Source organism: Pantoea alfalfae, from assembly GCF_019880205.1.
Lineage (GTDB): Bacteria > Pseudomonadota > Gammaproteobacteria > Enterobacterales > Enterobacteriaceae > Pantoea > Pantoea alfalfae.
Genome location: NZ_CP082292.1, coordinates 14,696 through 27,090 on the forward strand (window position 1 = coordinate 14,696; position 12,395 = coordinate 27,090).

Annotated in this window: 11 protein-coding genes; 1 reads left to right on the top strand and 10 read right to left on the bottom strand. The window is 57.8% G+C overall.

The genetic code is table 11. From position 1 onward, the window contains the following. Positions 1-2: 2 nt before the first annotated feature. Entirely contained in the window at positions 3-1,469 is a 1,467-nt protein-coding gene (locus tag K6R05_RS00075; protein ID WP_222924797.1) for a hypothetical protein, read from the bottom strand. 168 nt (positions 1,470-1,637) lie between these two features. Here K6R05_RS00075 and K6R05_RS00080 point away from each other — a divergent pair, with 168 nt between their 5' ends. Continuing rightward, positions 1,638-3,098, top strand: coding sequence for an aminotransferase-like domain-containing protein (locus K6R05_RS00080; RefSeq protein WP_222924798.1), 1,461 nt, complete (start codon positions 1,638-1,640; stop codon positions 3,096-3,098). Here K6R05_RS00080 and K6R05_RS00085 read toward each other — a convergent pair. The 9 genes from K6R05_RS00085 to K6R05_RS00125 form a co-directional block, all read right to left on the bottom strand. After that, positions 3,095-4,345 carry a valine--pyruvate transaminase gene (locus K6R05_RS00085; RefSeq protein ID WP_161733250.1) on the bottom strand — a complete coding sequence of 417 codons (1,251 nt, stop codon included), beginning with the start codon at positions 4,343-4,345 and terminating at the stop codon, positions 3,095-3,097. The genes K6R05_RS00080 and K6R05_RS00085 overlap by 4 nt on opposite strands. An 80-nt stretch (positions 4,346-4,425) precedes the next feature. Next, positions 4,426-5,400 (bottom strand): glyoxylate/hydroxypyruvate reductase GhrB, encoded by a 975-nt coding sequence (ghrB, locus tag K6R05_RS00090; protein ID WP_222924799.1) that lies wholly within the window; start codon positions 5,398-5,400, stop codon positions 4,426-4,428. 212 nt (positions 5,401-5,612) lie between these two features. Then, complete coding sequence (locus K6R05_RS00095) at positions 5,613-6,893, bottom strand: MFS transporter (RefSeq protein ID WP_150014500.1); 1,281 nt, start codon at positions 6,891-6,893, stop codon at positions 5,613-5,615. 32 nt (positions 6,894-6,925) lie between these two features. Continuing rightward, a complete protein-coding gene (locus K6R05_RS00100; protein ID WP_222924800.1) occupies positions 6,926-7,885 on the bottom strand; it encodes a sugar kinase in 960 nt (319 codons plus the stop codon). Positions 7,886-7,894: 9 nt separating this feature from the next. Beyond that, positions 7,895-8,644, bottom strand: a complete 750-nt coding sequence (locus K6R05_RS00105; protein ID WP_161733257.1) for a sugar phosphate isomerase/epimerase family protein — start codon at positions 8,642-8,644, stop codon at positions 7,895-7,897. Between the two features lie 139 nt (positions 8,645-8,783). Continuing rightward, positions 8,784-9,809: a LacI family DNA-binding transcriptional regulator gene (locus K6R05_RS00110; protein ID WP_222924801.1), complete on the bottom strand. Its 1,026-nt coding sequence runs from the start codon at positions 9,807-9,809 to the stop codon at positions 8,784-8,786. Between the two features lie 65 nt (positions 9,810-9,874). Continuing rightward, a complete protein-coding gene (locus tag K6R05_RS00115) occupies positions 9,875-10,858 on the bottom strand; it encodes a LacI family DNA-binding transcriptional regulator (protein ID WP_161733265.1) in 984 nt (327 codons plus the stop codon). Positions 10,859-10,992: 134 nt separating this feature from the next. After that, positions 10,993-11,655, bottom strand: a complete 663-nt coding sequence (locus K6R05_RS00120; RefSeq protein WP_161733267.1) for an OmpA family lipoprotein — start codon at positions 11,653-11,655, stop codon at positions 10,993-10,995. Positions 11,656-11,765: 110 nt separating this feature from the next. After that, entirely contained in the window at positions 11,766-12,332 is a 567-nt protein-coding gene (locus K6R05_RS00125) for a DNA-3-methyladenine glycosylase I (RefSeq protein WP_161733269.1), read from the bottom strand. Positions 12,333-12,395: the final 63 nt, after the last annotated feature.

Here is a 12,395-nt window from a genome sequence, read left to right on the forward strand (position 1 = left end):
GGTTAACGCCCGGAAATGATTTCTGTCACGATGTCATTCAGTACACCGTTATTGACCTGAATCACCGCTTTATGGGGATCGAAACGCAGTACGCGCGACAGCGGATCGCGGCTTTTGCCCTCAAGCAGCGAACTGACCGGCTTACTCTGCCAGCAGTGCCGCATCTGCTTCAGCGTCAGGCCGGAGAGCTGCGTTAACTGCTGTGCCAGCGCGAGATCCTCACTGCGCTGCTCAAGCAGGTCGCGAATGGCTGTTTCATCCAGCGCAATCTGCTGCTGCGACAGCCACTGTCCGAGCTGCTCTCCCTGCGCCAGGAAGGGCGAGTAGATCATGCAGATCAGCTGATCTTCACTAAGATCAAACGCCTGCAGGGCGAAGTCCGCCGCACGCTGCCGCTGCTGGTGGATGGCGTCGTCATCCTGATAACGTGCCGCCATCTCATCAATCAGCTGTGGCGGAAAATCTTTCTTCACCATCAGCCCCAGCGCAAAGCGCACATATTCACGGATCCCTTCGGCATAGTTACGCTGCAACAGCGTTTCCGCCCGCAGTCCGCGCAGGTGAGCCATCAGCGTCGGATTACCGCAGTCGGACTCAGAAAAGCTGAACATCAGTTCATCAAAACGGAAACGCATAAATTCGCTGAGCAGCGCCCAGTGCGCGCCCGCTTCATAGGCGGTGTCCTGATAGATGTTGAAAAATAGCGGATCGCGCGCCAGCTGGTGGGTAATGCGGTGCGCGGGTGTCAGTTGATCGGCACCGTAAACGTCAGAGAAGTAGCGCTCAGCCACGCCGTCCAGCGTCTGGAGAAAGCCACTGAAGCCGCGACTTTTATTGGCGACGTGCGCATCAAACAGCCGTGAAAGGTGCCGCGCCCAGGCAACGTAGGAAGCCTGCTCCTGCGGCGAGTCGCCGGTGATAATCAGATCCACGCCGCCATTGTAGTCAGCCGCCAGGCCAAAGGAGTTCACCATGCTGAGATTACAGGCGTTGCAGAAGGTCGAGCGCCCATCAGCGCGAAAGCGGTGTCCATTCATCAGCACATCATGGCGGTTCTGCTGCCGCACGCTCTGCGGCATCGGCAGGTCGCGGGCAAACGGCCGGATCAGCATGCCATCCACCACCAGACATTCCGCCCGTTCATCGTCGTGCATCGCCAGCGCCTGATAAACGCGGTGGATATTCTCCATCACGCTCTGATTCATCGCCGCGTGGCGGTTGGTACTGACCCGAAGAGAGAACGTGCTGCCCTGCTGCTGCCAGATCAGGCCCTGAATGTATCGCACGTAAGCCACCATGTAGCTGCTGTCTTTTCCGCCGCCATAGGCGAGCAGCACACGGTTGTTCTCCAGTTGCAGCTTATCCGGTAACACCGCAAGCAGGCGGGCGGAGCAGCGCTGAGCCGACTCCATGATCGCGGGCGACAGATAGGCTTCAATCTCCTTCATCATGGTGGGCAGATTATTCATTTCTCGCATTTCCCTCAGGTGAACAGAATCGCTTTATGGCCTGAAGCCCGGTGGCTGGCGGGGTCGCCGTGCCGTTCAGCATCATGAATAATTAAGAGATGCAGCATAAAGTACTTTGAATGTACTCTGTTGAATATGCACAGATCAGCGCGATATGGGGTGGAACAGATGGCCGATGTTGTCGGGGAACAGGAGAGTCAGAGCAGTCGTTACCGCCAGATAGCAGAACAGATCAAGCAGGCCATTCACGCCGGTTCGCTGGCTCCCGACAGCCGTCTGCCGTCGGTGCGGACGCTGGCGACGCAGTACAATGTCAGCCTCACCACCGCCCTGAAAACACTGCGCACGCTGGAAGATGAGCGTTACGCCGTCGCCCGCCCTAAATCGGGCTTTTTTGTTGCCTCGCAACGCCCCGCTTCGCGTCAGTTGCCCGCTGTCAGCGAACAGCCGCGCGCCATCGCGCCGCTGGATGAGCAGACAGAACTGCATCTGGCGATGCTCGGCTCAGACTGCCGGGTGCGCCTCGATCTGGCTAACGGTGACAGCGCGCTCTATCCGGTCAAACGCATCGGTCTGCTGATGCGCCAGATGGGTTACAGCAAACCAGCCCTGCTCGGCAATACGGTCAAGGGCACCGGCTATGCGCCGCTGAAAACGGAGATTGCCCGCCGCGCGGTCGATTACGGCTGCAATATCAGCGCCGACGATATCCTGATCACCAACGGCTGCATCGAGGCAATCTCGCTGTCGCTGCGCGCCACCACCCAGCCGGGGGATGTGGTTGCAGTAGAGTCACCCTGCTATTTCGTGCTGCTGCAGATGCTGCATAACCTCAATTTACGGGTAATTGAAGTGGAAGCCGGGACAGAAGGGTATGTGAATGTGGCGAAGCTGACCGGCCTGTTTAAGCGCAAGGCGGTGCGGGTCTTTCTTACCCTGTGCAACGTCAATAATCCGCTGGGCAAGAGCATTCCCAACGAGCATAAAGCCTATATTGCGCGGCAGGCGGATGAAAACGATGTGGTGATCATCGAGGATGATATTTTTGGCGATACCGCCTTTGGTGAGCGTCGTCCCTTCCCGATGCGCGCCTTCAGCCCCAACGCCATTCTCTGCAGCGGCTTCTCTAAAACCGTGGCTCCGGGCATTCGCATTGGCTGGGTTCACAGCGTCAATTACATGCGCAAAATCGCCTCACTGAAATATACCTCTACGATGGGCACCTCAGTGCTGTCACAGGCGGCAGTAGCGGAGCTGCTACGCAACGGCGGCTACGATGCTCACCTGCGCAAGCTGCGGCGCGAACTGGCGCGGCAAATCCGCGAAATGCGTCAGTCGGTGCTACGGGAATTTCCGGCAGGCACGCGGGTGTCCGATCCGGAAGGAGGCTATGTGCTGTGGGTGGAAATGCCACGAGCGGCGCTGAACGTGCGCGAGCTGTTTCTGAAAGCGCGCAATGCGGGCATCGGGATTGCGCCGGGCCACATTTTTGCCACCGATCAGCGTTACGATCACTGTTTCCGGCTGAATGCCGGTTTCGGCTGGAATGCGGAGGTGGAACAGGCGATTCAGCAGCTGGCACAGTGGTGCCAGCTGTCGTTAACCGATTCACAGGAAGAGCAGGATTAACTGTCGCGCCAGGCGATCTCAACCTCTTCCGCCAGAATCTGCACTGCCCGCTCGATGTTCTCTGCATCCGGCACGTAGTTCATCCGCATACATTGATGGGTATGCGGCCATGCCTGTTCCAGTCCCGGGAAGAAGAAGTGGCCCGGCACCATCAGTACGCCACGCGCTTTAAGCCGCTGATAAAGCAATTCAGTGGTGATTGGCAGATCGCGGAACCAGAGCCAGAGGAAAATCGCCCCTTCCGGCTTGTGGATCAGGCAGCGCTCTTCTGGCAGATAGCGCCGCAGGATCGCGATGGTCTGCTGCACCTTCTGCTGATAGAACGGCTTAATCACCTCTTCGGAGAGCCGCAACAGATCGCCGCGACGGATCATTTCATTGGCGATGGCCGGACCGATGCTGCCTGGCGCCAGGCTGATGATGCCGTTCATGTTGCTCAGCGCAGTAATGGTCTTCTCATCCGCGATAATAATGCCGCAACGTGCACCCGGCAGGCCGAGCTTCGACAGGCTCATGCAGAGAATGATGTTGGGATTCCACAGCGGGCGCACCTCACTGAAGATGATGCCGGGAAACGGCACGCCATAGGCGTTGTCGATCAACAGCGGAACGTCATGCTGCTGTGCCAGCGCATCGAGCTGCATCAGCTCATCATCAGTGATCACATTGCCGGTGGGGTTGGTCGGGCGCGAGACGCAGATTAACCCGACATCATCGTTCATCGGCAGATGCTCGAAATCGACATGATATTTAAACTGACCTTCCGGCAGCAGCTCAATGTTTGGCTTCGCCGAGACAAACAGATCCTCTTCCAGACCGGCATCCGCATAGCCAAGATACTCAGGCGCCAGTGGGAACAGTACCCGCTTTTTGCTGCCATCGGCCCGGCGACCAGCGTACAGGTTAAACAGATAGAAGAAGGCGCTCTGGCTGCCGTTAGTCAGCGCGATGTTCTCTGCGGTAATCGGCCAGCCGAGCTGTTCACTCAGCAGTCCCGCCAGTGACGCCAGCAGCGTCGCTTTGCCACGCGGACCGTCATAATTGCACAGCGCCTCGCTGAGTTTGCCCTCCTCATGCATCTGCTGCAGCAGTTGCTGAAAATAGTCGTTCATGGCCGGAATTTGCGCCGGATTGCCGCCACCCAGCATGATGGTGCCAGGCGTGCGCAGGCCCGCGCCCATATCTTCCATCAGACGTGAGATGCCGGAATGTTGGGTAAATTTGTCGCCGAACTGAGAAAAGGACATAACGGTTAAATATTTGTGATAGCGAATCGGGGGTTCACCATAACGCCCGCCGATGGCGGGCGCAATGGAAAGGCGAGGGATTACTTCAGTGCCTGCGGGTTCACGCAGTTTTTCTCAACGCTGCCGCCGAGTGCGGCAATGAGATTTTCTACCGCATCCTGCATCATGCCGTAACGGGTTTCGTGCGTGGCGGAACCGATGTGCGGCAGCGTCACCACGTTGGGCAGCGACAGCAGCGGAGAGTCGGCTGAGACCGGTTCCTGCTCAAACACATCCAGCCCGGCAGCGTACAGCCTGCCCGCCTGCAATGCGGCGATGAGCGCCTGCTCATCCACCACCGGCCCGCGACCGGCGTTGATCAGCACCGCATCCGGCTTCATCAGTTCCAGTTCGGCGGCGCCGATCAGATGATGCGTCTCTTCGGTCAGCGGCAGGCTGATGCAGACGAAATCACTCTGCTTCAGCAATGCTTCCAGTTCACAGCGCTGCGCGCCAAAGCACGACTGCGCCTCTTCATGTTCGCGGCGGGCGTTGTAGAGGATTTTCATGCCGAAGCCAAAGTGGGCGCGCTGCGCCAGCGCCATCCCGATACGTCCCATGCCGAGAATACCCAGCGTTTTATGGTGCACGTCGATGCCGAACTGCGCCGGTCCGATGCTCTTCTGCCAGTTGCCCGCTTTAACCCAGGCATCCAGTTCCGGCACCCGGCGCGCCGTGCTCAGCACCAGCGCCATCATGGTGTCCGCCACGGTTTCGGTCAGCACGGTTGGCGTGTGCATCAGCACCACGTGACGCTGATTCAGTGCATCAACATCGAAATTGTCATAGCCCACAGAAACACTGGAGCAGACGCGCAGATTGGGCATTTTCGCCAGCAGCTCGCCATTCACTTTACCCCCCGATCCCAGCAGCCCTTCTGCCTGCTGAAACACCGCAGCATGCTGCTGCTGGCTTTCCGGCGAGAGATCGCTGATTTCCGTCACGTCACACTGTTCAGCCAGGCGTGCATAGAGATCGTCAGGTAGTTTTTTATAAAGAATTACAGCGGGTTTCATTCGGTGGCTCCCGGTCAATAAGTTGCGGGCGGCTTGCAGGCCGCCCGAAGAAACAGAGGTTAACGTTTACGCTTTTAGTTTGCTGACGCCAGGGCCATGGGCGCTGATACCGGTAGCAAAGCATCGCGGGCCAGGGATGGCGGTTTGCGTCTTTGCGGACGGTGTCAGTGCCCTGAGCCAAAGCGGGTCAACAATCTCTAGCGTTTACGCTTTCAGGCCGGTTTCGCACCCTGCAGCGGTGGCGCTTTGTTCTGCGCCGGTTTCACAATCAGCGTCAGCCACACCGAAACCAGCAGGGCCGATCCCATAAAGATGTAGGACGCGGACGGGCTGCCGGTGGCTCCATTAAGATAGCCGACAATCCATGAACCGATGAACGACCCCAGCGCACCCATACTGTTGATCAGCGCCATCGCGCCCCCGGCGACATTACGTGGCAGCATCTCAGGAATAATGGCGAAGAACGGTCCGTAAGGCGCATACATCGCGGCACCGGCAATCACTAACAGGGTGTAGGACATCCAGAAATTCGTCGATCCCACCAGATACGAGCCAAGGAATGCCAGCGCGCCAATCAGTAGCAGCGGCCAGACGAACAGCTTACGATTCTGGGTTTTGTCCGACGCCCAGGAGACCACCACCATCGCAATGGTCGCCGCCAGATACGGCACCGCTGAGAGCCAGCCTGCTTCTACCATGCCCATCTGCGTACCGTTGCGCAGAATCGACGGCAGCCACAGTACAAAGCCATACACGCCGATGCTCCAGGCAAAGTACTGCAGGCAGAGAAGGATGACGTTGCGGTTACGGAACGCTTCGCCGTAGTTACGCACCGCTTTGATATTTTCCTGCTCTTTCTGCAGTTCAGCCTGCAATGCCGCTTTTTCGGCATCACTCATCCAGCGCGCCTGTGCCGGTTTATCCTGCACAAGGAACCACCAGGCAATCGCCCAGACCACCGCCGGAATGCCTTCGAAGATAAACATCTCGCGCCAGCCAAAGGATTCAATCAGATAGCCCGACACCACCGACATCCACAGTACCGTGACCGGATTACCCAGGATGAGGAAGGTGTTGGCGCGCGAACGTTCCGATTTGGTGAACCAGTTGCTGATATAGATCAGCATCGCGGGCATCACGGCGGCCTCCACGACGCCCAGAACAAAGCGAATCGCGGCCAGCATCGGAATGTTGCTGACCACGCCGGTCAGCGAGGCACAGCCGCCCCACAGGATGAGACAAACGAAAATCAGTTTCTTAACGCTGCGGCGTTCGGCATAAATGGCCCCGGGGATCTGGAAGAAGAAGTAACCCAGGAAGAACAGCGCGCCGAGCAGCGAGGACATGCCTTTGGTGATGCCGAGATCGTCGTTAATCCCGGCAGCAGAAGCGAAGCTAAAATTTGCACGATCGAGATACGCCAGGCTGTAGGTGATAAACACGATGGGCATGATGAACCACCAGCGTTTTGGCGCGATTGTCTGCTTTTTCATCGGGAACTCCTGTGACTGTAGAGGGGCGCGAACTACACGTCGCCCAGTTGCTGACGCGTCGGCAGACCTTCGCTGTCACCAATGACCTGAATCGCCATCGAACCAATTTTGTTGCCGCGCCGAATCGCCTGCGGCAGCGACCGACCTTCCAGCAGCGCGCTGATAACGCCAACGGCAAAGCCATCACCGGCACCCACCGTATCCACCACGTTATCGACTTTAATCGCCGCAACATTGCCCTGTTCGCCCTGCGCGGTTTTATACCAGGCACCGTCACAACCGGTTTTAATCACGACGGCTTTCACCCCCCTGTCGAGATAGAAATCTGCGATCGCTTCCGGCTGACGATAACCGGTCAGAATCAGCCCCTCTTTTTCGCCCGGCAGCACCCAGTCGGCATATTCCGCCAGCAGATTGAGCTGCTTACGCATCTCCTCTTCGCTGCGCCACAGCACCGGCCGCAGGTTCGGATCAAACGAGATGGTTTTGCCGCGTGCCCGCATCTCTTTGGCGGTGTGCTTCAGCAGGTCTAATGAGCTTTCTGACAGCGCCGCCGCCACACCGCTGAGGTGCAGATGGCGCGCCGCGCCGAAATAGTCCGCGTCAAAATCATCGACCGACAGATGGCTGGCAGCCGAGCCTTTACGGAAATATTCCACCAGCGGATCGGAACCGTCATCGACTTTGGATTTGAGCTGAAAACCGGTGGGATAGCGCTTATCGACCGTCACCCGGGTGTGATCGATACCCTCTTTTTCCAGTTGCTGGCAGATAAACCGGCCAAAAGCGTCATCGCCGATACGACTGACCCAGCCCACTTTCAGGCCAAGACGTGCCAGGCCGGTCGCCACATTGAGTTCTGCACCCGCCGCGCGTTTAACAAAGGTCTCTGCTGCGGCCAGATCGCCGGTCTCGCGGGCGATAAACATTGCCATCGCCTCGCCGATGGTGACAACATCAAGTGGACCGTTGTGATGATTAGTGTGCGTCATATCTGTTCCTTACACGTTACGCAGCAGCGACACGTAGTGGCGCGTCACCGCAGTCAGATCGTCGCCTTCCAGCGGAAATTCAATACCGCGCGGCGCGCGGGCGGGCAGCTGTTGCAGCAGCGTGCGCCAGTGGTCATCAGCCTCATCCAGCGCAATCGCCCGGAAGCTATCCTGATGCGGCACGGCGGCTTTAACATGCACATAGCCCACCTGCGCGGCCAGCTGCGTCGCTGCCTGATCGGCATCCTCGCCGGTCCAGCACCAGTTACCCATATCAAAGGTCATGCTAATTGGCAGATCGGCTTCGCGCACCGCCGTGAAAAACGCGACGGACGGTGCCAGTCGGCCATGTTCGGTCTGGTCGTTTTCCACGGTCAGTTGAAACGGCAGATCCGCCAGCAGCGCCTGCAACGTTTCGCGAGGCAGCGCACCCGTAAAGTCTCCCAGCGCCACTTTCAGCCGCTGAGCGTTTAGCTGGCGTGCCTCTTCAACGTAGTGGGTTATGCGTGGATTGATTTCGCCGCCGTCACAAAACAGCGTATCCGGCACTGAATAGCTGGCATGCAGCTGATGCTCCGCTATCGCCCTGGCCAGCGCCGGCAGATCGGCCAGCGCCGCATCATCAAGCAGTTCGCGGCGGATTTCGACCCCGTCAGCACCCGCCTGCCGGATGACTGGCAGCAGCGCAGCCTGACCGCCGAGTGCGGCGATCTGCGTGTGGCCATAAGCGGCGGTCACCACGATAATGTCAGGTTTCATGTTCTACTCCATGGCAGAGGTCTGCCCATAACGAATAGAAAAACCCTAAATGGAACCGGTTCCAAAGCAAAGCAGCAAACTGTGAAATTATGATCGTGCTCACGAAGCGAGCATGTAAACAGAAGGTTAAATCTGAAATTCAGCCAAGAGGCTGGCTGGAGCCACGAACGATCAGTTCACCAGAGAAGACCTGCTCGGCAATGGGCAATTCGCTGCCCTCTATGCGCGCAATCAATCGCTCCAGCGCACTGAAGCCAATCTGCCAGGTCGGCTGTTTCAGCGTGGTAATGCCGACACCAGCCAGCGCCGCCCACTCCAGTTCATCAAAACCGAGCAGGCCAATATCGCGACCCCAGTGCAGATTGAGCCGCTGCAGCGATCGCGCCACCTGCAGCGTCAGCGCGCCGTTGGCCACCATCACTGCGCAGCGTTTGCCGCTGTGACGCTGCTGGAAGGCCAGAAGCGCCTGATCCAGTGCGGCAGGCTGGTGCAGCGGCACTTCTGCATTTTCATGCTCAACCTGCGGATGCGCCGCCAGCAGCTGGCGGAAGGCCTGCAGACGCTCGCGGCGCGTATTCACGCTGCCCAGGGGCTCGCTGAGAAACAGCAGCGCCTCATAGCCATTGTCGACCAGATGGCGTGTGGCCGTTTCGGCCGCTTCGGCATTGTTCAGGCCCACTACATCGCAGGGAAAATCGGGAATTTTGCGGTCAATCAGCACCATCGGCAGCAGGGATTGTTGCAGATGGCTGAGCACCTCTTCACGCATGCCGACCGCATTAACCACGATGCCCTCAACCTGATAGCTGCTCAGCAGTTGCAGATAGTGCTGCTCCAGATCCACTTCGTTGTTGGTGTTACACATCAACAGCGTGAAGCCCTGCTCCCGGCACGCAGCTTCAATGCCGCTCATCACATCGACGGAATAAGGATTAGTAATGTCGGCGATAATCAGCCCGATCAGGCGGGTACGTCCGCGCTTCAGGCCGCGCGCCATCTGACTCGGACGGTAGCTGAGATCCGCAATGGCCTGTTCAATCCGCGCTTTTAAGTCGGCAGAGAGCAGATGCAGCTCGCCATTGAGATAGCGTGAAACGCTGGTTTTACCGGTTCGTGCCGCGTGAGCAACATCGCTGATGGTGGCACGAGGCGGCCTGATTTTCATGAGATATCCTGCGAAATAAGAAACCCGGCAGAGACTAGCACAAGCGAAGCCCGGCGCAAAAAGTGCTAGGCCGGTAATTGCAGCCAGGGTTGCCACAGGGTCTGTAACGTTTCCGGCGGTTCGCCGTTGATCAGCCTGATAACCATGTCAGCCACCTGTTCACCCGCCTGATGCGGCGTTGCCTGGCAAATCGCAGCAATGGGATGATCGAGAATCGCATCACGCGGTAATCCTTCCCAGCCTGCAAGCAGAATGGCGTCTTCGCCCGCAGCCCGACCAGCCTGCTGCAGCGCCAGGGCTGCGCCTTCAGCCAGCGCAGCGCAGTCGGTGATAATCACTTCCGGCGCGGGGTCCTCTGCCAGCCACTCACGCGTCTGGTGATAACCTGCACGGCGCGACGGTGCGACTGCCGCCATCGCATAAGGCGCAACGTCACCCAGCGCCGTCAGATAACCCTGACGCCGGTCACGTACCCGCGTGCTGTTTTCATTGCTGCCGAGCCAGGCTATCCGCTGCCGTCCCTGCGCCAGCGACCAGCCCACCGCCAGTTGTGAACCGGCAAGGTGATCAACATCAAACCAGGCATAGGTGGCTGGCAGATCGCTGCGGCCCAGCGCCAGAAAGCGAAAACTGGTCTGCATTAGCGCATTCAGTCGGCTGTCATCTGGCGTGGTATGGCCGACGATCAGGGCATCGGCGGCCCCACTGCGCAGCAGGCGCGTCAGGGTTGAGTGACTCTGCTGCTGTTTATCCGCCAGCAACAGCAGGTTAATTTCATGCCGGGCAAGATGATGATCCAGTGCCAGCAGCATATCGCTGAAGTCGCTACCACTCAGCGAAGATTCAATGACCGGATAAACGAGCCCTACTGCATTAGCACGGCCGGTTTTCAGCCGCCGGGCCGCCGCATTAGGTCGGTAGCCGCGCCGCTGCGCTTCCTCTTCAATGCGTTTACGCGTCTCCTGAGCGACATCCTGATAACCATTAAGGGCGCGGCTGACAGTCGTAACGGAAAGACCTAAAACTGCAGCGATGGCTTTAAGAGACATGGGGCAAATCCACTGATCAATTTTTGATCAGACTACCATAAGGCCTCTGCTGGCTCTATCCGCAGACACATTACTGGTGCTTTTAACGTGATGCTTTACAGAAAAGGTGCGCCCCCGGTCGGGGGCGACCGCGACTATCCCAGCGGGGTGAGCGTGATTTCAACGCGACGGTTTTGTGCTTTGCCTGCTTCGGTGCTGTTGGTGGCAACCGGATTATCCGGGCCTGCACCCTGTGTGCGCAGGCGATCGCTGGCAACACCCTGTCCGATTAACGCACTGGCAACACTTTCAGCACGCTGCTGTGACAGACGCATGTTCAGCGCGCGACTGCCAGTACTGTCGGTGTAACCCACGACGTTTACCGCGGTTTTCGGATACTCTTTCAGCACCATTGAAACACCGGTCAGAGTGTTGGCACCGGCAGGTTTCAGATTACTGCTGCTGGAGTCGAAAGTGACATTGTTTGGCATATTCAGGACGATGTTATCGCCGTTGCGGGTCACGCTGACGCCGGTCCCGCGCATCTTGTCACGCAGTTTCGCTTCCTGCACGTCCATGTAGTAACCCACGCCACCGCCCAGGGCCGCGCCGCCTGCGGCACCAATCAGCGCACCTTTACGACGATCTTTCTTCGACGATGAGAGCACGCCAACACCGGCACCGACTAATGCGCCAAGGCCCGCGCCCACGCCTGACTTACCCGCCTGAGATTCGCCAGTGTAAGGATTGGTGGTACAACCTGGCAGGGCCAGACTGCCGCTTAATAACAAGGTGATGGCGATTAATTTCTTCTGCATTTTTGTTCCCTTACATTTGACACACAGGGGAAAACCTTTCCCATAAGTGGCACGATTATGCCGTCTGGTGACAGAGAATGTAGTGCGGAAAAATCCTGATTTACCGGGAATCACGCCTTTTGATTGGCAGGATGGCAAAAACAGTTGCTCTGATGATCGTTTATCAGCCCACAGGCCTGCATAAAGGAGTAGCAAATTGTAGGGCCGATGAATTTGAAACCACGCTGCTTCAGCGCCTTCGAGAGCGCAATAGCCTGCTCTGACGTGGTGGGTGCCTGACTGTAATCAGGATAATGGTGAACAATTTGCACGTTATCGACAAACTGCCAGACGAAGTCGCTGAAATGCTCGCCTTTCGCTTTCATCTCAAGAAAAGCGCGAGCGTTAGCGATAATGGCGGCGATTTTGCCAGGGTGCCGGATAATGCCGCTGTTGAGCATCAGCGCGTCGATGTCGGCAGCATCCATCTGCGCAATAGCCTGCGGATCAAACTGATGAAACGCTGCCCGATAATTTTCACGCTTTTTCAGCACGGTAATCCATGAGAGTCCCGCCTGTTGTCCTTCCAGACAAAGCATCTCAAACAGTGCACGCGTGTCTCTCTGCGCCACACCCCATTCCCTGTCGTGATACGCCAGATAGAGGGGATCCTGCGTTACCCAGCCACATCGTTGCATCGTTTTGTTCCTTTATAACGAGAATATTTTAGCGGTCCGCTTGATCTTAGAATTAATCGGTTG